19 protein-coding genes are annotated in these 21578 nt (G+C 71.8%); 6 read left to right on the top strand and 13 right to left on the bottom strand.

What is annotated here, in order from left to right:
• Positions 1–135: 135 nt before the first annotated feature.
• Positions 136–789 carry a phosphate signaling complex protein PhoU gene (gene phoU, locus QJ852_21630; protein ID WGX95741.1) on the bottom strand — a complete coding sequence of 218 codons (654 nt, stop codon included), beginning with the start codon at positions 787–789 and terminating at the stop codon, positions 136–138.
• Between the two features lie 122 nt (positions 790–911).
• Between phoU and QJ852_21635 the strand changes: the two genes are divergently transcribed.
• Genes QJ852_21635 through QJ852_21645 form a run of 3 tightly spaced genes read left to right on the top strand, consistent with a single transcriptional unit; the run spans position 912 to position 3819 of the window.
• Entirely contained in the window at positions 912–2120 is a 1209-nt protein-coding gene (locus QJ852_21635; GenBank protein ID WGX95742.1) for an ATP-binding protein, read from the top strand.
• Positions 2117–2794, top strand: a complete 678-nt coding sequence (locus QJ852_21640; GenBank protein ID WGX95743.1) for a response regulator transcription factor — start codon at positions 2117–2119, stop codon at positions 2792–2794. Before QJ852_21635 ends, QJ852_21640 begins: the two co-directional genes overlap by 4 nt.
• Positions 2795–2838: 44 nt before the next feature.
• Complete coding sequence (locus QJ852_21645) at positions 2839–3819, top strand: DMT family transporter (GenBank protein WGX95744.1); 981 nt, start codon at positions 2839–2841, stop codon at positions 3817–3819.
• Between the two features lie 15 nt (positions 3820–3834).
• Here QJ852_21645 and QJ852_21650 read toward each other — a convergent pair whose 3' ends face one another.
• From QJ852_21650 to QJ852_21700, 11 genes are all read right to left on the bottom strand, one after another.
• A complete protein-coding gene (locus tag QJ852_21650) occupies positions 3835–5148 on the bottom strand; it encodes a Glu/Leu/Phe/Val dehydrogenase (protein ID WGX95745.1) in 1314 nt (437 codons plus the stop codon).
• On the bottom strand, positions 5145–5987 hold the full coding sequence (locus QJ852_21655; protein WGX95746.1) for a nitrilase-related carbon-nitrogen hydrolase: 843 nt from the start codon (positions 5985–5987) through the stop codon (positions 5145–5147). The genes QJ852_21650 and QJ852_21655 overlap by 4 nt, the downstream gene beginning before the upstream one ends.
• Before the next feature lie 28 nt (positions 5988–6015).
• Positions 6016–7026, bottom strand: a complete 1011-nt coding sequence (locus QJ852_21660; GenBank protein ID WGX95747.1) for an LLM class flavin-dependent oxidoreductase — start codon at positions 7024–7026, stop codon at positions 6016–6018.
• A 92-nt stretch (positions 7027–7118) separates the two neighbouring features.
• Positions 7119–8738 carry a thiamine pyrophosphate-binding protein gene (locus QJ852_21665; protein ID WGX95748.1) on the bottom strand — a complete coding sequence of 540 codons (1620 nt, stop codon included), beginning with the start codon at positions 8736–8738 and terminating at the stop codon, positions 7119–7121.
• Positions 8739–8740: 2 nt separating this feature from the next.
• Positions 8741–10000, bottom strand: coding sequence for a crotonyl-CoA carboxylase/reductase (ccrA, locus tag QJ852_21670; GenBank protein WGX95749.1), 1260 nt, complete (start codon positions 9998–10000; stop codon positions 8741–8743).
• A 31-nt stretch (positions 10001–10031) separates the two neighbouring features.
• The gene (locus tag QJ852_21675) at positions 10032–11390 is read right to left on the bottom strand and encodes an aminotransferase class III-fold pyridoxal phosphate-dependent enzyme (GenBank protein ID WGX95750.1); all 1359 of its coding nucleotides are present in this window, start codon (positions 11388–11390) and stop codon (positions 10032–10034) included.
• Between the two features lie 5 nt (positions 11391–11395).
• A complete protein-coding gene (locus QJ852_21680) occupies positions 11396–11959 on the bottom strand; it encodes an amino acid synthesis family protein (protein WGX95751.1) in 564 nt (187 codons plus the stop codon).
• Between the two features lie 234 nt (positions 11960–12193).
• On the bottom strand, positions 12194–12979 hold the full coding sequence (locus QJ852_21685; protein WGX95752.1) for an IclR family transcriptional regulator: 786 nt from the start codon (positions 12977–12979) through the stop codon (positions 12194–12196).
• Positions 12980–13072: 93 nt separating this feature from the next.
• Positions 13073–13951 carry an ABC transporter permease gene (locus tag QJ852_21690; GenBank protein WGX95753.1) on the bottom strand — a complete coding sequence of 293 codons (879 nt, stop codon included), beginning with the start codon at positions 13949–13951 and terminating at the stop codon, positions 13073–13075.
• Position 13952: 1 nt separating this feature from the next.
• Positions 13953–14873, bottom strand: coding sequence for an ABC transporter permease (locus tag QJ852_21695; GenBank protein ID WGX95754.1), 921 nt, complete (start codon positions 14871–14873; stop codon positions 13953–13955).
• 32 nt (positions 14874–14905) lie between these two features.
• The gene (locus tag QJ852_21700; protein ID WGX95755.1) at positions 14906–15781 is read right to left on the bottom strand and encodes an enoyl-CoA hydratase/isomerase family protein; all 876 of its coding nucleotides are present in this window, start codon (positions 15779–15781) and stop codon (positions 14906–14908) included.
• A gap of 198 nt (positions 15782–15979) precedes the next feature.
• Here QJ852_21700 and QJ852_21705 point away from each other — a divergent pair, with 198 nt between their 5' ends.
• From QJ852_21705 to QJ852_21715, 3 genes are read left to right on the top strand one after another with little or no spacing between them, the layout of a single operon-like run.
• A complete protein-coding gene (locus QJ852_21705) occupies positions 15980–17338 on the top strand; it encodes a dihydroorotase family protein (GenBank protein WGX95756.1) in 1359 nt (452 codons plus the stop codon).
• 59 nt (positions 17339–17397) lie between these two features.
• The gene (locus tag QJ852_21710) at positions 17398–18300 is read left to right on the top strand and encodes a nitrilase-related carbon-nitrogen hydrolase (GenBank protein WGX95757.1); all 903 of its coding nucleotides are present in this window, start codon (positions 17398–17400) and stop codon (positions 18298–18300) included.
• 7 nt (positions 18301–18307) lie between these two features.
• Positions 18308–19315, top strand: a complete 1008-nt coding sequence (locus QJ852_21715; protein ID WGX95758.1) for an LLM class flavin-dependent oxidoreductase — start codon at positions 18308–18310, stop codon at positions 19313–19315.
• Between the two features lie 85 nt (positions 19316–19400).
• Here the strand turns inward: QJ852_21715 and QJ852_21720 are convergent, their stop codons facing one another.
• The gene (locus tag QJ852_21720; protein ID WGX95759.1) at positions 19401–21518 is read right to left on the bottom strand and encodes an acetate--CoA ligase family protein; all 2118 of its coding nucleotides are present in this window, start codon (positions 21516–21518) and stop codon (positions 19401–19403) included.
• Between the last annotated feature and the right edge of the window lie 60 nt (positions 21519–21578).

A 21578-nucleotide genomic window follows, 5' to 3' on the forward strand; every position in this document is an offset into this window, starting at 1 on the left:
GACCGGATCGACCCGGCGCATCTGAACGTCTGAGAAGCGTCGACCCGGCGCGTTTGAACGCGCCGGGTCGGCGGTCTCAGGAGGTTCAGATGCGCCGGGTCGGCGGTCTCAGGAGGTTCAGATGCGCCGGGTCGGTCAGGCAGCAGGAGCCGGATGGTGCCCGGTGACCACGAAGATGACCCGGTTGGCGACCGAGACGGCGTGGTCGGCGATCCGCTCGTAGTAGCGGCCGAGCAGGGCGATGTCGACCGCGGCCTCGACGCCGTGGGTCCACTCGTCGCCGAGCAGCTCGGTGAAACTGCGGCGGCGCAGCTGGTCCATCTCCTCGTCGTCGCGGCCGAGGGCGATGGCGGCCTCGACGTCGCGCCCCGAGATCACCTCGCTGACCCGGCCGACCATGTCCTCGGCGACCTCGGCCATCCGGGCCATGGTGGGGCGGACCTCGTCGGGCACGGCGACGTCCGGGACCCGGAGCCGGGCGATCTTGGCGACGTGCACGGACAGGTCGCCCATCCGCTCGAGCTCGGCGACCATCCGGAGTGCGGCGACGATCGTGCGCAGGTCGCCCGCGACCGGCTGCTGCAAGGAGAGCAGGGCGAAGGCCGAGTCCTCGACCTTCTCGCGGGCCCGGTCGATCTCGGCGTCGCCGCTGATCACCTTCTCCGCCTTCGAGGAGTCGCCGGTCATCAGGGCCCGGGTGGCCTCGCCGACCGCGACCTGGACGCGGCGGGAGATCCCGGCGAGGTCGTCGAAGATCGCGTCGAGCTGGTCGGTGTAGGCATCACGCATAGCCCCGAGCGTACGGAGGCGAGGTGTCCATCAAGCGAAGTGCGGTGAACGCAGGATGAACATCGCGAAGCCCGGCCGCCGCGATGCGGAGCCCGAACCGCCCCGCGCCGTACGATCGAGGCGTGGATCCGACGACGCAGGCCTTCGTGGCCGCGCTCCTCGGCGCCCTCGTGGCCGGCGGCGCCATGCTCGCCTGGCATCTCAGCGACCGCCAGCAGCGCGTCTTCCAGCAGCCCGAGGAACCGCTCCTGCCCGACGGCGTGGCGGCCGTGCTCTCGGTCCTGCGCAGCAGCGCGGTCGTCGTCGACGAGTCCGACTCCGTGGTCAAGGCCTCGGCGCCGGCGTACGCCATGGGCTTCGTCCGCGGTACGACGCTGCTGTCCGACGAGCTCGGCGCCCTGATCCGCAAGGTGCGCCGCGACGGGCAGATCCGCGAGACCGAGCTGATCGTGCCCCGCTCGGCGGGCGCGCCACGGCACGTCACCGCCCGCGTCGCGCCGCTGGGCTCGCGGCTGGTCCTGGCCCTCGTCGAGGACCGCACCCGCGAGCGTCAGGTCGACGCCGTACGACGCGACTTCGTGGCCAATGTCAGCCATGAGCTGAAGACCCCGGTCGGCGCCATGCGACTGCTCGCCGAGGCGGTGCAGGACGCCGCCGACGATCCCGACGCGGTCTACCGGTTCGCGTCGCGGATGCTCACCGAGAGCGACCGGCTCTCCCGGCTGATCCAGCAGATCATCGAGCTGTCGCGGCTCCAGGGCGACGAGCCCCTCGACTCGCCGGTGCCGGTGTCGATCGACGACGTCGTCGCCTCCGCGGTCGACTTCGTCGACATGAACGCCAACGCCAAGGACATCCAGGTCATCGCCGAGGGCGAGGCCGGCCTCAAGGTGCTCGGCAGCGAGAAGCAGGTCGGCGCCGCGGTCTCGAACCTGGTCGCCAACGCCGTCGCCTACTCCGAGCCCGGCTCGCGCGTCGTGGTGACCCGCAAGCGGGCGGGCCACACCATCGAGATCTCGGTGATCGACCAGGGCATCGGCATCCCCGAGGCCGAGGTGGAGCGGATCTTCGAGCGGTTCTACCGCGTCGACCCCGCACGCCACCGCTCGACCGGTGGCACCGGCCTGGGCCTGTCGATCGTCAAGCACGTCGCGGCCACCCACGGCGGCGAGGTGCGGGTCTGGTCCGTCGAGGGGCAGGGCTCGACGTTCACGCTGATCCTGCCGCAGCACCCGAACCACGAGGACGGGCCGTACGTGCGGCTCGCCCCGCTCGCGTCCGGCCCGGAAGCGCCGGGCGGACGCACCGAAGATCAGGAGGAACCCCGATGACCCGGGTACTTGTCGTCGAAGACGAAGAGAGCTACAGCGACGCCCTCGCCTACCTGCTCCGCAAGGAGGGGTTCGAGGTCGCGATCGCGGCCGACGGCAACGAGGCGCTCAAGGAGTTCGACCGCAACGGCGCCGACATCGTGCTGCTCGACCTCATGCTGCCCGGGATCCCCGGCACCGAGGTGTGCCGGACCATCCGGCAGACGTCGAACGTGCCGGTGATCATGGTGAGCGCCAAGGACGACGAGGTCGACAAGGTCGTCGGCCTCGAGCTAGGCGCCGACGACTACGTCACCAAGCCGTACTCCCCCCGCGAGCTGGTCGCCCGGATCCGCGCCGTGCTGCGCCGCGGCATCGGCGACGAGCTGCTCCCCGACACCCTCGAGGCCGGGCCGGTCCGGATGGACGTCGAGCGGCACGTCGTGACGGTCGACGGCACCGAGCAGCGGCTGCCGCTCAAGGAGTTCGAGCTGCTGGAGATGTTCCTGCGCAACCCCGGCCGGGTGCTCACCCGCGGCCAGCTCATCGACCGGGTCTGGGGCTCCGACTACGTCGGCGACACCAAGACGCTCGACGTCCACGTCAAGCGACTGCGCGCCAAGCTGGAGCCGGAGCCGAGCGAGCCGAAGTTCCTCGTCACCGTGCGCGGGCTGGGCTACAAGTTCGACGTCTGAAAATCGCGCGACCCCGCGGGCTCCCGGCCTCTAGCGTGGGCGGGGTGACCGCCGCCGACCCCGCCGCGCCCAGCTCCGCTCCCGGCACCGGCGGCGGTCGGGCGCGCGGAGCGCCCGGGCTGCTGCCGCTGGCCGCGGTCGCGGTGACCCTGGTGCTGTGGGCGAGCGCCTTCGTCGGCATCCGGCACCTCGCCCACGACTTCTCCGCGGGCGCGCTGTCACTCGGACGACTGGCGGCGGGAGCGCTGGCGCTCGCCCCGGTGGCGCTGGCGCAGGGCCTGCCCCACCCGAGCCGACGGCAGTGGATCTCGATCGTGACGATCGGGGTGCTCTGGTTCGGGATCTACAACCTCTCCCTCAACGCCGGCGAGCAACGCGTCGACGCCGGCACGGCGGCGATGCTGCTGCAGGTCGCCCCCGTCCTCATCGCCGTCCTGGCCGCCCTGTTCCTCGGCGAGCGCTTCACGACCCCGCTCGCGGCCGGGCTCGCCCTGGCGTTCTCCGGCGTGGCCGTGATCGGCCTGTCCACCTCGGGCGGGGACAGCACCGGCGACCTGCTCGGCGTCGTCCTGTGCCTGCTGCCGGCCGTGGTGTACGCCGTCAGCGTGATCCTGCAGAAGCCGCTCCTCACGGATCTCTCAGCGGTCCACGTCACCTGGCTCGCCTGCACCGTCGGCGTCGTGACCTGCCTGCCCTGGGCGGGCCGGCTGGTCACCGAGGTGGGCGACGCGCCGGTGTCGTCGACGCTGTGGCTGGTCTATCTGGGCGTGTTCCCGACCGCGATCGCGTTCACGACCTACGCCTACGCCCTGCGGCGCATGACCGCCTCGGCGCTCGGGGTGACGACCTACCTGGTACCACCGCTGACCATCGTGATGGGGCTGGTGTTCCTCGACGAGGTCCCGCCGACCATCGCGTACGCCGGTGGGGCGCTCGCGCTGCTCGGCGTCGGCGTCGCCCGCCGGGCGCCCGCTCGCAGGGCCGTCGCCGCGCCCGCCGCGCCCGGTCAGGACCCGGCGGACTGACGGTCCCGGACCCGGTCAGGGGTACAGGCCGCGCCGCCGGTGCGCCTGGGCGACCGACTCGACCGCCAGGCAGGTCGCGGCGGACCGAAGCGAGAGGTCGCGCTCGGCGGCGTAGTGCCGGACCCGCTCCCACGCCCCGAGCATCCGCTCGCGCAGCCGCGCCTCGACGTCGTCCTCGCTCCACCAGTAGGCCTGGTTGGCCTGCACCCACTCGAAGTACGACACGACGACGCCACCGGCGTTGGCGAGGATGTCCGGCACGACGAGCTGCCCGTTGTCCTCCAGGATCCGGTCGGCCTCAGGCGTCGTGGGCCCGTTGGCGCCCTCCACGATCACGGCCGCGCGCACCCGGGCCGCGTTGTCGGCGCGGATCACGCACTCCACGGCGGCCGGCACCAGCAGCTCGACGTCCTCCTCGACGAGCAGGTCGCCGTCGAGCGGCTCGGCGCCCGGGAACCCGACCACCGTCCCGGTCCGGTCGACATGGTCCTCGAGCGCCGCGACGTCGAGGCCGCCGGTCGCCCGGATGCCGCCGTACTGGTCGGACACGGCGGTGACGGCGACGCCGGCCTCGGCCAGGAAGCGCGCCGCGCTGCGACCGACCTTGCCGAAGCCCTGCACGGCGGCACGGGAGGCCGCCGCGGCCAGACCCCGCTCGGCGAGGGCGGCGAGGGCCACGTGCACCACGCCGCGCGAGGTCGCGGTCGCCCGGCCGAGGGAGCCGCCCAGCGAGATCGGCTTGCCGGTCACGACGCCCAGCACCGTGTGGCCGGAGCTGACCGAGTAGGAGTCCATGATCCAGGCCATGGTCTGCTCGTCGGTCCCGACGTCGGGGGCCGGGATGTCCTGCTCCGGGCCGATGATCGGCATGATCTCGCTGGTGTAGCGCCGGGTGACCCGCTCCAGCTCGCCGGCCGAGTAGCGGCGCGGGTCGATCCGCACCCCGCCCTTCGCGCCGCCGTAGGGCACGTCGAGCAGGGCGCACTTCCACGTCATCCACATCGCCAGCGCCCGGACCTCGTCGAGGTCCACCTCGGGGCTGAAGCGCAGGCCGCCCTTGGCGGGTCCGCGGGAGAAGTTGTGCTGCACGCGGTGCCCGGTGAGCACCTCCACGGTGCCGTCGTCGCGGCGCAGCGGGACGCTCACGGTGATCTCGCGCCGCGCCGTCGCGAGCATGTCGTACATGTGCTCCTCGTAGCCGAGGACGTCGATCGCCGCGCGCAGCCGGCTGTGGGCGTCGGCGAGCGGGTCGGCCGCCTCCGACACCGCCTCCGACACCGCCTCCGACACCGGTTCCAGCACCGTCGCGCCGGCGCTGACCGCGGTCATGGCAGCGCCGTCGGCACGGTCTGGGCGGCGCTGACCCGGCCGTAGAGCTCGGGGCGACGGTCGCGGAGGAAGGGCCGGCGCCGGCGGATCTCGTCGACCTGTGCCAGGTCGACCTCGGCGAGGGCCAGGCCGTCGGCGTCGTCGGGGGCGGTCGCGAGGACCTCGCCGTTGGGTCCGTAGACGGCGGAGAGGCCGAAGTACTCCTTCGTGCCCTCGACGCCGTGCCGGTTGGCGCAGACGACGAACATCGAGTTGAAGACCGCGTGGGCACGCAGCTCCAACTGGAAGACCTCCTTCATCGGCGCACTGGCCGAGGCGACCGGCACGCAGAGCACCGAGCCGCCGTCGAGCGCGACGGTCCGGCTCAGCTCGGGGAAGTGCCGCTCGTAGCAGATCACCGTCCCGACCCGGGTCTCGCCGGTGTCGACGACCTCGGGCGGGGTCTCGCCGGGCCGGAAGTAGAACTTCTCGGGGAAGCCGTTGGAGAACGGCAGGTGCGACTTGCGGTACACCGAGCGCAGCTCCCCGCCGACGTACGTGCAGGCGGTGTTGTGGTAGACGCCGGGGACCGCGCTGGCCTCGAAGACCGACGACACCACGGTGATCCCGTGCCGTCGCGAGGCCGCCTCGGCCATCGTGTTCGACGGTCCGTCGAGCGCCTCGGCGTGCACGAAGTAGTCCGGGTCGGGCTCGGGCTGCACGAACGGCACCGCGAACATCTCCGGCAGGAGGACGATCCGGGCGCCCTGGGTGGCGGCGTCGTCCACCAGGGCCTGCGCCCGGCTGATGGTCTCCGACCGGTCGGCGCCGGCCTTGAGCTGGACTGCGGCGAGCTTCATCGCGAGTTCTCCCGTCGAGGTCGAGGCGTCAGGCCCGCGCGGCCTGGGCGAGGCGGGTGAGCGTGCGCTCCTTGTCACCCAGGGTGGAGATGATCGGGCAGCGCACACCCGCTTCGTGGTAGGAGACGAGCTTCTCGAAGGCCTGGTCGGTGGTGCCGCACGCGGTGACGTTCTGCACCAGCTCGTTGGGGACGAGCTGCATCGCCTTCTTGATCTGCTCGGGGGTCGCCGGCCAGCCGGCGATCTCCTGGAGCCGGTCGACGAGCTCCCGCTCGACGCCGCAGTGCTCGGCGATGTGCGGCTGCTGGCACAGGTAGAGCGTCAGGAAGGCCTTGCAGGCGTCGATCGCCTCCTGGGGGTCGTCGTCGTTGACGCTGCAGGACACGATCTGGGTGAGGTCGATGGAGGTGCGGCCGTCGGTCCGCTTGGCGAGGCCGCGGTCGATCGCGGCCAGTGCGCCCTCCATGTACGACGGCGGCAGCAGGAAGTCCATGTGGACGCCGTCGCTGATCTCGCCGGCGAGCTCCAGCATCTTCGGCCCGACCGCCCCGATGTAGATCGGGATGTCGACCGGCTTGTTCTCGCGATACATGGAGTCGAAGCGGACGCCGCGCATCTGGACGAACTCGCCCTCGAACTCGACGTTCTCGTTGCGGAAGAGCGCCTGGCACACGCCGATGTACTCGCGCATGGCCTTGATCGGCTTGGAGATCGGCTGGCCGACCTTGGTCGCCAGCGGCTCCCACCAGGCGCCGATGCCCAGGATGGCGCGCCCGGGGGCGACCTCGTCGAGGGTCTTGAAGGTGACCGCCATCAGCGCCGCGTTGCGGCTCTTGTTGTTGAGGACGCCGGTGCCGATCTTCACGTTCTCGGTCCGGCTGGCGATGATCGCCGCGGGCACGATCCCGTCGCGGGACAGCCGCCCCTCGGCGACCCACACCGACTCGAAGCCGTTCTCGTCGGCGACCTGGGCCTGCCAGTAGGTCTGCTCGAGGCTGAGCCGCTCACCGACGTGGATTCCCAGGGGCAGCGATGTCATGGTCACTCCTCTCACGGTTCATTAGTTGAACCATTGGTTCGTAATATGGTGGCGCCGGCGCGATCTGTCAACACCCTCGCCGATGGCGAGCCTCAGCCGAGGTCGGCCAGGTCGAGGTCGGGGTCGCAGCGGACGTCGAGCAGGAGCGGGCCGGCGCCGTCCGAGCCGAGGCTCGCGAGCTGGACGGCGACGCCGTCGAGATCACCGGCGGTGCGCACGGTCGCCGCCCGGGCGCCGAGCGCACGAGCGACCTCGGCGAAGTCCGGCCAGACGCACCGCGCCGGCGCCGGATCGTCCCCGTCGAGGCGCAGGTGCCGGTACTCCATGCCGTAGGCCCCGTCGTTGCAGACGACGACCAGCAGCGGGAGGCCGAGCCGGACCGCCGTGGCCAGCTCGACCAGGTTCATCACGCCGCCGCCGTCGCCGACGACCGCCACGGTCGGGCGTCCCGAGCCGGCGGCCGCGCCGAGGGCGGTGCCGAGCCCCAGGCCGATCGAGGCGAAGTTGCACGTGTGTGCGAAGTCCGCGGGGCTGCGCACCGAGAGCAGCCGCCACGGCGCGTAGACGAAGCGCCCGGTGTCGGTCACCACGACCCGGTCCGCCGGCAGCACGCGGTCCAGCAGACGCATCACCGTGCGCGGGTCGATCGTGTCCGCGCCGTCCGCATCCTCCGCGCCGGCGACCGGACGGGCGGCCTCGGCGGCGAGGAGCTCGGCGAGGTCGCCGCGGTGCGCCGTGGCGGGCTCCTGCCCCGCCGCGACGAGCTGCTCGCGCATCGAGGCCGCCGTCCGGCGTACGTCGGCCACCAGCCCGACCTCGGCCGCGGCACGGATCCGCGCCGGGTCCCGATCCACCTGGATCACCGCCCGGCCCGCCAGCAGCGCGCCGTCGACCGAGGTGTAGCGGTTCAGGCCGGCGCCCAGCACCAGCAGGCAGTCCGCGCCCTGGACCGTCTCCAGGGCGACCTCGGAGGCCAGGGTGCCGAGCACACCGAGGTCGAGCGGCTCCCCCGCGAACAGGCCCTTGCCGAGCAGCGTCGTACCGAGGGGGGCGCCGACGGCGCGGGCCAGGGCCACGATCTCGTCCCGCGCGTCGAGCGCGCCCCGCCCGGCGAGGATCACCGGGCGCCGGGCGGCGGCCAGGATGCCGAGCGCCCGGTCGAGCTCGTCCTCGTCCGGCAGACCGGGCCACGCCGGCGGCGCGGGGCGCAGGGGCGGACCGTCGGCGACCTCGACCCGCTGCAGGGGCACCGGCAGGTCGAGGACGACGGGTCGGCACTCCGCCTGCGCGCGCCGGACGGCCCGCGCGACATCCGTCGCGGTGTCCGCCGCGGCGCCCACCCGGACGTATCCGGCGCCCGCCAGTCCGGCCAGTCCGCGCAGGTCGAAGCGCTGCAGGTGGTCGGCACGCGGCGGGGTGTCGCCGGTCAGCAGCAGCAACGGCGTCCGGGCCCGGACCGCCTCGGTCAGCGCGGTGAGCGCGTTGGTCGCACCGGGACCGTGGGTGACCGAGGCGACGCCGAGGCGCCGTCCCACACGGGCGTAGCCGTCGGCCATGCTGACCGCGGCGCCCTCGGTGGTCGCGGCGACCACCGTGCCGCCGATCGCGCCGAAGTCGATGAGCGGGCGCATGTTGCCCTCACCCATCAGACCGAAGATCGTCTCGACGCCGAGCTCCCGCAGTGCCGTGGCAGCCCGCCGGTGCGCCCGCACGCTCAGTCCCCGGTCGCGCCGACCAGCGCCACGACGTTGCCGAAGACCTGCTCCCCACGGCCCATCTCGGCGTGCGCCCGGGGCAGGTCGGCGAAGGAGACGGTGCGCCCCAGACAGGGATCGAGCTTCCCCGCGACCATCAGGTCGTTGTACGCGATCGCCTGGGCGTCGTTGGTGCCGTGGCTGCCCTGGAAGCGCTTCTGCCGGGTCCAGTGGTAGCGCAGGTCGACCATGGCGTCGAAGCCCGTGGTCCCCGCGCAGATGACGACCATGCCACCGGGCTCGCAGACCATGATGCTGGTCGGCACCGTGGCCGCCCCAGGGTGCTCGAAGACGATCGCGGGGTCCTTGCGCTCCCCCACGATGTCCCAGATCCGCTTGCCGAAGGCACGCGCCTGGCCGAGCCACTCCTTCTGGCCGGCGACGTCGTCGACGCGCGGCGGGATGCCCCAGTGGGTGAACTCGGAGCGGTTGACGTACCCGACCGCGCCGCGCTCCATGACATAGGCACCGCGCTCGTCGTCGGACACGACGGCGACCGGCCGGGCCCCGGCGAGCGCGGCCAGCTGCACGGCCTGGGTGCCGAGACCTCCCGAGCCGCCCCAGACCAGCACGACGTCGTCGGGCTGCACCTGGTTGCCGGCGAACCCGTGCAGCATCCGGTACGCCGTGGTGCCCACCAGGGTCGGTGCCGCCGCCTCGGCCCAGGACAGGTGCGGGGCCTTGGGCAGCACCTGGTGCGCCTGGACGCGGGTGAACTGCGCGAACGAGCCGAAGTTGGTGTCGTAGCCCCAGATCCGCGCCGACGGCGCGACCATCGGGTCCTTGCCGGCGAGCACCCACGGGTCCGCGGGATCCCAGTGGCCCGGGTGGACGATCACCTCCTCGCCGACCGCGATGTCGCGGACCGCCTCCCCGACGGCGTACACGATGCCGGAGGCGTCCGAGCCGCCGATGTGGAAGTCGTAGGGCTCACCGGCGCGCTGGCGCAGACCGATCACGTCGACGGGGTAGCCGCGCGCGGCCCACACGTTGTTGTAGTTGACGCCAGCGGCCATGACCGCGACCAGCACCTCGTCAGGGCCCAGCGGCGGGACCTCGATGCCGGTCTCGACGCGGAACGCCTGCTCGGGGTCGCCGTAGCGGTCCTGGCGCACCACGAGGGCGGTCATCGTCCGCGGCACCTCCCCGACCGGCGGGAGCTGACCCAGGTCGTAGGTGACGTCGGTGGTGGCGACGCTGGTGCGGTCGTTGTGACCCACGATGCTTCCTTCCTGACTCGGGGACCGGCGCTCAGGACACGCCGGCGGCGTCCGCGTGCACCAGGACGTCGTCGAGGACGTCGAGCGCGAGGTCGATGTCCTCGGCGCCGATCACCAGGGGCGGGGTCAGACGCACCACGTTGTTGTTGGCCGAGAGGTAGAGGCCACGCTTCTTCGCGGCGGCCACCACGGCCTGCATCGGTGCGCCGGCCTCGCCGACCGGGTTGAACGGCACCAGCGGCTCGCGGGTGACCCGGTCGCGGACCAGCTCGAGCCCCTGGAACAGGCCGAGCCCGCGCACCTCGCCGATGGAGGGGTGCCGCTCGGCGAGCCGGTGCAGGCCCGCGTTGAGCCGGGCGCCCATCTCGCGGGCGTTCTCGATGATCCGCTCCTCCCGCATGGCCTCGATCGAGGCGACGCCGCTCGCGCAGGCCAGCGGGTGCCCGGCGTAGGTCAGGCCGCCCCAGAACTTGTTGTTCATCAGCCAGTCCGAGATGCGCTCGTTGACGGTCATCGCGCCCAACGGCACGTAGCCGGAGTTGAGGCCCTTGGCGGTGATCAGGATGTCGGGCGTGACGTCCCAGTGGTCGCAGGCGAACCACTCGCCGGTGCGCCCGAAGCCGGCCATCACCTCGTCGAAGATCAAGATGATGCCGTACCGGTCGCACACCTCCCGGATCGACTGGAGGTAGCCGGGCGGCGGCGGCAGGATGCCGTTGGTGCCGGTGACGGTCTCGAGGATCACCGCGGCCACCGTGTTCGGGTTCTCGTACTGGAGGATCTCCTCCAGGTGCGGCGCTCCCGAGCAGACGGGGCACGGGTCGGGGTGCCCGGCAGGGCAGCGGTAGGTGTACGGGTCGAACATGCGCACGACCCCCGTGGGGCCCGGCTCGGCGTACCACCGGCGCGGGTCGCCGGTCAGCGCGATCGCGCCGGCCGTCGCGCCGTGGTAGCTGCGGTAGCGCGCCACGACCTTCTGCCGGCCGGTGACGTGCCGGGCGAGCCGGATCGCGTTCTCGTTGGCCGCCGCGCCGCCGGTGGTGAAGAAGGACATCCTCAGGTCGCCCGGCGTCACCTCCGCCATCAGCTCGGCGAGCTGCGCGCGGGACTGCTCGGCGTAGTTGGGGCCGATGTAGCACATCTCGGCCGCCTTGGCCCGGATCGCCTCGACGATCCGGGGGTGCTGGTGGCCGAGGTTCATGTTGACCAGCTGGGACTGGAAGTCCAGGTAGCGGTTGCCCTCGTGGTCCCAGAACCACGCACCCTCGCCCCCGGCGATCGGCGTCGCGTTGACGGCGCCCTGGTTGGACCAGGAGTGGATCACGTACGCCTTGTCCGCGGCGCGGATCCGGTCAGCGTCCCAGGTGGAGGCCACCTCGCTCGTCGTCATGGCCGTCAGCTCGCCGAGGTCTCGGCACCGAAGGTCGCGAGACGGGACAGCGGGCGGCCCGAGCTGGCCGCGACGCAGCCGACGAGGATCTCGTTCGGCAGCGGAGCACCGGGCACCTGGAGCGTCACCGTCTGGTGGTGCGAGCGCGTCTTGGCGTCGTTCTTGTGCTTGAGGGGTACGTCGATCGGGTCGCCGGGCAGGCCGACCTTCTCCGCCGCCGGCAGCAGCTCGCTGCCCTCGGCCGCGTTGCGGAAGACGTTGCCGAAGCGCAGGTTGTGGATCAGCGCCGAGCCGTGCTCCACCTCGCCGCCGATGCCGACGAGCGCGACCTTGCCGAAGGCCTCGACCGGAGCCCCGAGGAGCTCGACGCAGGCGGGACCGGTGAGCTGTCCGATCTCCTCGGCGATCTCGTCGGCGAGGGTCACCAGGTCCTGGACGTAGCCGGCGCCGTACGGGTTCTCGATCACGATCCCTACGAAGGCCAACCGGTGAGCGGGCGAGACGTCCTGCCCGTTCTCCCGCTCGGTCACCTCCAGGTGCCGGACCGTCTTCCGCACCTTCATGGTCATCTCTCCACCTCTCGCGTCACTGGTTCGTTAGTTGAACCGTTGGTCCAGATACTGACGACACCGCGAGACCTTGTCAAGTGACTTCGCGGATACGTGGCGGTTACCTGCGCGACATCGACCGGCCTCGCCCGCCACCACCGCCACGGCCCCGGGGCAGCACGACAGCGGCCCTGCCGGAAGGCCGGCGGGCCGCTGTCGGATCGGATGGCGCGGGGCGGGCTCAGCCCGCCTCGCTCACACCCGCAGGTCGGTCGGCAGCTGGAGGTCGGTGTAGGTCAGCAGCTCGCCGAGCTTGCGCGAGGCCTCCAGCAGCCGCGGTGACACCTCGGTCACCCACTCGGGGGTCAGCCGGAAGCTCGGCCCACCGATCCACACGGCGTACGGGTAGCTGTCGCCCACCCGGACCGGTGCCGCGACCGACGTCGCGCCTTCCTCAAGCTCGTCGCGGGAGTGGGCGTAGCCGCGCTCCCGGATCTCCTTGAGCATCGTCACGAACGCTTCGGCACCGCCGAGGGACGCCGGGCCGTGGCGGTCGATGTCGTCGACGTACTCGTCGAGCTTCGCCTTGTCGAGCATGGCGAGCAACACCTTGCCGGTCGACGTCGACCAGACCGGCTGGGTCCGGGGCACCGGCTTCATGGTCTGCCCGATCAGGCGAGGGCCGGCGGCCTGCGCCACGACCATGACGTTGGGCGGGTGCAGCACGTCGAAGCCGCACGTCTCCTGGGTGTCCGCCGCGAGGTCCGCCAGCACCTGGCGCATATGGCGGTAGCCGCCGTTGCTGTCGAGGAACCCGCCGACGATCGAGAGCAGCCCGAGCGACACCTTGTAGCGACGCGTGTCGGGGTCGAGGGTCAGCCAGCTCTCCCTCTCCAGGACGCTGAGCACGCGGTAGCAGGTCGCCTTCGGGATGCCCGACTCTCGCGCGATCTCGCTGAGTCCGACGCCGTTCGGGTGTGCGGCGACGGCCCGCAGGACCCAGATCGTGCGGCGCACGAGTCCCGATTCGTTGGCTGCCATGAGGTCCCTCCATGGTGATGTCGGCCGAACACTAGCGCAGGTGTACCAACGTGCCGCCCGGTCGGCAGGCCGAGCGGCACGTCGTCGTCGGCATCACCGCAGGGTGGGATCAAAGGTGTCGCGCAGGCCGTCGCCGACCAGGTTCAGGCTGAGGACGGTGATCAGGATCGCGACGCCGGGGAACACGCTGATGTGCGGCGCGGAGGCGACGTACTGCCGTCCGCTGGCCAGCATCGCCCCCCACTCCGGGCTCGGCGGCTGGGCGCCCAGCCCGAGGAAGCTCAGCGAGGAGATGCCCACGATCGCCAGGGCCAGGCCCACGGTGGTGATGACGATGATCGGCGCGTTGATGTTCGGGAGCACATGTCGCCAGGCGATCCGCGGCCCTCGGACGCCCGAGGCATGGGCGGCCTCGATGTACTCCTTGCTCATCACCTCGAAGGTCGCACCGCGCACGACGCGCGCGTACTGCGGGATGTAGGTGATGCCGATCGCGATGGCGGCGTTGCGCAGGCTGGGCCCGGCGACGGCCACGACCAGGATCGCGAGCAGGAAGTAGGGGAAGGACAGCACCAGGTCCATCGCGCGCATCAGCAGGCTGTCCGCCACGCCGCCGCGGTAGCCGGCTAGGACGCCGATCAGGGTGCCGACGATGCCGCTCAGGGCCACCGAGCCGACCGCGGCCAGCAGCGTCGAGCGGGCGCCGATCATGATCCGGCTCAGGATGTCGCGCCCGAACTCGTCGCGGCCCAGCCAGGCGTCGCCACTGGGACCGGCGCGGCGCAGGTCCAGGTGCTGCGCGGCCGGGTCGTGCGGGGCGATCCACGGCGCGAGCACCGCGGCGAGGACCAGCAGCGCGAGGACCACCAGGCCCACGACCGCGGCCCGGTTGCGGCTGAAGGTGCGCCAGGTCTCCGCCCAGCGCGTCGGCTCCGCCGACGGCACCGTCACGCCCGTAGCCTCCTGCGTCATCTCACAGTCCCCTCTGCCTCGGGTCGACCCACTTGTAGAGCACGTCGACAGCCAGGTTGAGCAACACGAACACGACCGTCCCCAGCAGCACCGCGCCTCGCACGATCGGGTAGTCACGACCCTCGATCGCGGTGACCATCAGCCGGCCCATGCCCGGGATGCCGAAGATCGTCTCGGTCAGCACCGCGCCGCCGATCAGGGCGCCGAACTGGAGACCGACGACGGTCAGCACCGGCCCCAGCGCGTTCTTCAGCGCGTACTTCAGCACCACCATCCGCTCGGGCATGCCGGCGGCGCGGGCGGTGCGGACGTAGTCGCTGCCGAGCACCTCCAGCATGCTGGAGCGGGTCAGCCGGGTGATCACCGCCAGCGGATAGGTGCTCAGCGCCAGGGCCGGGAGCACCAGGTGTCCGTAGGTCCCCCACCCGAAGGCGGGGAAGATCGAGAGCTTCACCGAGAACAGGATGATCAGCAGGATCGCGAGCCAGAACACCGGCATCGAGACCAGCGCGAGCACCCCGACCCGGACCACGTTGTCGATCCACGAGTACTGCTTGACCGCGGTCAGGATGCCCACGCCGACACCGACGATCACGGCGAGCACCATCGCGGTCACGGCGAGCGTGGCACTGACCGACGCCGTCCGGCCGAGCTCGGAGACGACGTCGCGGCCGCTGCGGTAGGACTCGCCGAGGTCGCCGCGCAGCGCGTCGCCGATGAACGAGAAGTACTGCACGACGACCGAGCGGTCCAGGCCCAGCTCGTGGTTGAGGCGGGCGACCTCGTCGGGCGTCGCGTTCTGGCCCAGCAGCAGGGTCGTGGGGTCGCCCGGCGCCAGTGAGAGCGCGACGAAGACGACGAACGCGATGACCAGCAGCAGCGGCACCAGCTGGGCGACGCGCTTGCAGATGTAGAGAGCCATGGCTCCTCCTGTCCGGTCCTGTCCGGGGTCGGTCAGCTCGTCCGGTACGGCGTGTCGCGGGCCTCGAGGAAGGCCCGGAAGCCGTCGTTCGTCCGGATCTCCCGCAGGCGGTCCCGCTCAGGCAGGCCGGTCGAGTCGAGCACGAGGGTGTCGGCGAAGCGGTGGCCCATCTGCAGGCCCTTGAAGCCCTGGGTGTCGAGCATCATCCGCACGGAGCGCTTGACCGACTGCAGCGTCAGCAGGGGCGCGTTGGCGATCCGGTGGGCGAGGGCCAGGGCCTCGCGGTCGACCGCATCGTCCTCGACGACCCGGTTGACCAGGCCGAGACGGTAAGCCTCCTCCGCGTCCACGCTGTCGCCGGTGAGGTACATGTGGTTCATCAGCTTGAAGTGGGTGAGCCACGGCAGGAGCAGCAGCGGCGACAGCGTCCCGTGCCGGATCTCCGGCTCGCCGAAGGAGGCGGACCGGCCGCAGATGGTCAGGTCGCCGATCAGGGCGAGATTGCAGCCCGCCGCCAGCGCGACGCCCTTGACCGAGGTGATCAGCGGCTTGTCGAGGTACCACAGCCGCTCGATCATCCGCGCGTTGCGCTGCGCGATCGCGTCGACCTCCATGGTGGTGGTAGGGGCCGGGTCGTTGACCAGGTCGACCCCCGAGGAGAAGGCGCGCTCGCCGTCGGCGGCGAGGACGACGACCTTGACGCCGGCGTCCGACTCCACATCCTCGATCGCACGGTTCAGCTCGGTGACCGTCTGCTGACGCAACGCGTTCAGGGCCGACGGACGTGCCAGAGTGATCACCGCGACCTGTCCGTCGCGCTCCACCCGGATGTCCTCGAACACTCGCTCCACCATCCCGCCTGGTTCGATGTTCGAACCGTCGATTCGTTTTAGCACAATGAACGCCACGACGGACTCCGCTGTCAAGAGGTTCGGCCGGACCGACCGCCGATCACCGCCCCCGGACAGGGGATTCGAGCCGGACGATGCGGACGGATCGCCCCGAACTCATTGACACACCCCAGGGCTATTGGTTCACTGAATGACACTGGTAGTTCAGTCAGTGAACCGATACCCGGCATTCGGCCGGGAGGAAGGCCGGGGCGCATGGAGTTCGACATCGCCATCACGGGGGCCGAGCTGGTCGACCCCCTCTGGGGTCAGCGACAGGCTACGCTCGCGATCCGCGACGGCCGGATCGCGGGCTGGATCGATCCCGAGGTCCCCGTCACCGCCCGCGAGGTCATCGACGCCCGCGGCCGGGTCGTCCTCCCCGGCGTCATCGACCCGCACACGCACTTCGGCTACGCGCAGTCCTTCGAGGCCGACCTCGCCAGCGAGACCCGGTCCGCCGCCCTCGGCGGGGTCACGTCGATCCTGTCCTTCTACCGGCAGTACCAGGGCATGGCGCCCGCGCCGTACGGCGAGCTGCCGGAGCTCGTCACCGCGGTCGACCAGTCCGCACACGTCGACGTGGGCATCCACTTCGGCATGCTCGCCGAGACGCAGGTCGACGAGATCGAGAAGTACGCCGCACAGGGCGTCACCTCGCACAAGTTCTACATGGCCTACCGCGGTGCCGACGGCGCCACGGTCGGCATGGTCAACGAGTGCGACGACGGCCTGCTGCTCGAGGGCCTGGCGAAGATCGCCGCCATCGACGGCGTCGCGTGCATCCACGCCGAGAACACCGACATCGTCAACCGCTCGATGCGCCAGGTGCGGGAGGCCGGCGAGCTGGGCCTGCGCGCCTGGTCGAGCGCCCGCCCCGCGTTCGCGGAGGCCGAGAACATCCGCCGGGTCGCCTTCCTCGCCGACCACGTCGACGCGACGATCTATCTGGTCCACATCGGCTCGCAGGAGTCCCTCGACGCCGCCCGGCACGTGCGCGCCGCCGGCAGCCGGGCCTGGGTCGAGACCTGCCCGCACTACCTGACCCACACCTACGACAGCCCGGTCGGCTCGATGGCCAAGATCAACCCGCCGGTGCGCAGCGCCGACGACGTCGAGGCGCTGTGGCAGGGACTCATCGACGGCTCGGTCGACACGGTCGGCACCGACCACTGCGCCGTACCCCGGGCGAAGAAGGAGGGCGACATCTGGTCGGCCGCCGCCGGCTTCCCGGGCATGGCGACCACGCTCCCCGTCCTGCTCTCCGAGGGCCACCACCGCCGCGGCATGACCCTGCAGCGGATCGCCCAGGTGCTCTCCGGCAACGCGGCCTCGATCTTCGGCATGACCCGGAAGGGCACGTTGCGCCCGGGCGCCGACGCCGACGTGGCGATCTGCGACCTGGACCTCGAGCGCACCGTTCGCCACGAGGAGCTGGGCAGCTTCTGCGACTACAGCATCCTGGACGGCCAGAGCCTGCGCGGCTGGCCGGTCCGCACGCTGGTCCGCGGCGTCACCGTCGCCCTCGACGGCGAGATCGTCGGCGAGCCCACCGGCACGTTCATCCATCGCTGATCCGACTCCCACGGACGGCGCCCACCCCTGATGAGGAAGAAGAAGAGGTAGCCCCAGCAATGAAGGCAAAGGTACTGCTGATCCAGAACGGACCGGCGACCACGGACACCCAGAAGAACGTCGACGACAACCTGGCCCTGGTGGCCGAGGCGACCAAGGACTTCAAGCCCGACTTCGTCCTGTTCAGCGAGCTCTCGAACACCCAGTACTTCTGCGGCTACAACACCCCTGAGCACTTCAAGCTCGCGGAGCCGATCGACGGCCCGTCGGTACGCCGCCACCAGGAGCTCGCCAAGGAGCTCGGCGCCTACGTCATCTTCCCGTTCTACGAGAAGGGCGAGGTCAAGGGCGAGTTCTACAACAGCGCGGCCGTGATCGACCGCGAGGGCAACCTGATCCCCGGCGACCTGCCGGACGGCCGCCAGGTGCGGGTCTACCGCAAGAACCACATCCCCGACCAGTGGTCCTACTCCCCCGGTCTCAACGAGCGGTACTACTTCAAGGAGGGTCCCGGCCTCGCGACCTTCAAGACCGAGTACGGCAAGATCTCGATCCTCATCTGCTACGAGCGCTCCTTCCCCGAGGCGTGGCGGGTGCTGGCCCTGCAGGGCTCGAAGATCATGTTCGTGCCCGTCGCCGCCTGGGGCCCGAACCGGGCCGACTCCTGGGGCGGGGAGCTGCGCACCGCGGCCATCCAGAACGGCCTGTTCGTGGTCGCCTCCAACAAGGGCGGGCTCGAGGAGACCGAGGGACCGCGCCAGATGTTCGGCGCGAGCCGGATCTTCTCGCCGCTGGGCGAGGAGCTGGCCGCCGGTCCCGCGGGCGAGGGTCCGTTCGTGCTCACCGCCGAGCTCGACCTCGACCAGGTCGACCAGCACGGGGTGCGGTACACCTTCTTCCGGGACCGCCGTCCGGAGCTCTACGGAACGCTGAGCGACGACATCGCTCGCGGCGTCCTCTGAGGCCGCGATGGACGTCGGAGTCTTCCTCGGGTCCCAGTACTCGGCCGGCGAGGACATCGCGGCCGCGGTCACCGGACTGATCGAGCAGACCAAGCTGATCCGCGACACCGGGTACGACGCCGTCTGGCTCGGCCAGCACTTCCTGAGCCACCCGGAGCAGTACCTGCAGACGACGCCGCTGCTGGCCCGGCTGGCCGCGGAGGCCGGCGAGATGAACGTCGGCACCAACCTGCTGCTGCTGCCGATGCTCAACCCGGTGGACGTGGCCGAGCAGTACGCCACGATGGACGTCATCACCGGCGGACGGCTGATCCTCGGTGTGGGCCTGGGCTATCGCGCGGAGGAGTTCGCCGCGATGCAGCTGGACAAGAAGGACCGCGTCGGCCGGCTGGTCGAGGGGGTCGAGATCCTCAAGCGGCTCTGGACCGAGGACCACGTCTCCTTCCAGGGCAAGCACTTCACCCTCGACGACGTCAGCATCGCACCGAAGCCGCTGCAGAGCCCCCGCCCGCAGATCTGGTTCGGCGCCACGGCGGACAAGGCGATCGAGCGGGCCGCCACCCACGCGGACGCCTGGATCGCGACGTCGATGACCGAGTGGGGCGAGATGAAGCGCCAGGTCGACCTCTACCACCAGGCCCGTGCCGATGCGGGCCTCGCGCGAGAGGTGCGCTTCGCCAAGTGCGTCGAGCTCTTCGTCGGCGACGACAAGGAGAGCGCCCTGCGCGAGGCCGAGCCGTTCATCGGCGCCAAGTACAAGGCGTACTACTCGTGGGGCATGGGCGACAACGTCCCGGGCGAGAGCGGCGCCAACATCAGCGACTTCGGCGACCTGACGAAGAACCGGTTCATCGTCGGCGGCCCCGAGGACGTCATCGCGGACTGCCTCCACCACCGCGACGTACTCGGCGTGACGGACCTGATCGTCCGGCTCAACTTCCCGGGCATGCCCAAGGAGCTGGTCCACCGCAACATCGAGCGGTTCGCCACCGAGGTGATCCCGCACATCCGCTGAGCCCTTCCCAGCGGCAGCGCCGCGGCACCGCACCCCTCGGGTGCAGTGCCGCGGCGCTCGTGCGTTCGCGCGGCGGCCGGCGTCCTCAGTCGTCGTCGCGGATCAGCAGGCAGTCGACGGCCACGACGCCCTGGCCACGCTCGCCGACGAGCAGCGGGTTCATCTCCGCGGCGGCGAGTCCGGGCAGGGCCGCGGCCAGCCGGGAGAAGCGCAGTGCGGCGTCCACCAGGGCCTCCCGGTCCAGGGCCGGCGCGCCCCGGTACCCGGCCAGCAGCACGCCGAGGGCCGAGCCGTCGATCAGCTCCTCCGCCTCGGCAGCGGTCACCGGTACCGGGCGGGAGGCGACCGGGCCGAGGAGCTCGGCGAGGACGCCGCCGGGCGCGATCGACAGGCAGGGACCGACCTGCGGGTCGGTGGTGACCCCGACCAGGCACTCCAGGCGCTCGCCCGCGACCATCGACTGGACCAGGATGCCGTCGATGCGGGCGGCGGGCTCGGCCCGCGCCACGGCGGCCAGCAGCGCCTCCGCCTCGGCCGCGGCACTCGCGGGCTCGACCCGCAGGCGCACCCCGCCGGCCTCGGTCTTGTGCGCGATGTCGGGTGACTCGACCTTGAGCACCACGGGGCCGCCCAGCTCCACGGCCGCCGCGGCGGCCTCCTCGGGCGTCGTGACCAGCCGGAAGGGTGCGACGGGAATGCCGGCGGCCTCGAGCGCGGCCAGGGCGTCGGCACCGGCCGCGACCGACGTCGGCGCGGGCCACTCCCGGGTGGGCACCGGGGGCTCGGACGGCCGTCCGGCCCGGTCGGGCCAGGTGAGCCACGAGCGCAGCGCGGACAGGGCCGGGCGGATCCCGAGCAGCACCGGTACGCCGGCCTCCCGGGTCTGCGCGGCGATGCCCGGGTCGAGGGCACCGCCGGTCATCGCCGCCAGCACGATCGGCTTGGCACAGGTGCGCGCGGCCTCGGCGAGGATCCGGGCCTGGCCGCGGTAGAACTCCTCCTGGCCCGGTCCGGCCAGTCCCACGTTCATCGCGAAGACGATCACCCCGACGGCCGGGTCGTCGGCGACCGTGCGCAGGGCACCGGCCAGGAGCGCGGGATCCTCCGCGGCCGCGCCGGTGACGTCGAGCGGGTTGTTGACGGCGGCGAAGTCCGGCAGGCCGGCGAGCAGGGCCCGTGCGGTCGCGGGGGCGAACGCGGGCAGCGCGACGCCGAGCTGATCCGCCATGTCGGCCGTGAGGCCGCACGCGCCCCCGGAGATGGACAGGGCGGCCACCCCCGCGGCGCCCGGGGCCGGGCGTCCGGCCAGCGCGGACATGAGGAGCAGGGTCTCGCGGAACTCGTCGAGGTCGTCGACCCGGGTCGCGCCGACCGAGGCCAGCAGCCCGTCGAGGGCCGCGGCCGCGCCGGCGATGGCGCCGGTGTGCGCCATGGCGGCGCGGCGGCCGGTCTCGGACCGGCCGGCGGCCAGGACGACGACCGCCTTACCGCGCTCCCGGGCCCGGCGACAGGCAGCGGCGAAGCGGTCGGCGTCGCGCAGCCCCTCGACGAAGACGCCGATGACCTCGGTGACCTCGTCCTCGGCGTACCAGGCGACGTAGTCGCTGACGGTCGCCGAGATCTCGTTCCCGGTGGTGACGATCGCGGACAGGCCCAGTCCGCGACCCAGGGCCGAGTCGGTGACGGCGTGGGTCAGCGCGCCGGACTGCATCACCAGGGCGACATTGCCGGGCTCGAGCGGATCGACGATCCGGCCGGAGTAGGCGGCGGCGCCGCCCGCGACGTCGAGCACGCCGTAGCAGTTCGGGCCGCACAGGACCAGGTCGTGCTTGGCGACCAGCTCGGCCAGCGCCGCACCCCGCTCCCTGCCGTTCTCCCCCTCGCCGAAGCCGCTGCCGATGACCAGGATCCCCCGGATCCCACGTTCGGCGGCGTCGCGGACCACGTCGACGGCACGTTCGGCGGCCACCGCGACCACCACGAGGTCGATCCCGTCGGGGAGGTCGCGCACCGACGGCACCGCCGGGCGGCCGAGGACCTCGGCATGGCCGGGATTCACGACGACCACCTGGCCGGCGTACCCGAAGCGGGTCAGGTTCTCCAGGACCCGGCTGCCGCGGTTCCCGCGCGGGGACGCACCGACGACGGCGATCCCCCGGGGCGCGAGGAGCGGTTGGACGTTGCGGAACGGCGTGGTCGCCATCGATCTCCGATCTTTTCCGGGCCTACGCTTGTGGGGCTCCAGAACTACGGTTATGTTGAT

Source organism: Nocardioides sp. L-11A, from assembly GCA_029961745.1.
Lineage (GTDB): Bacteria > Actinomycetota > Actinomycetes > Propionibacteriales > Nocardioidaceae > Nocardioides.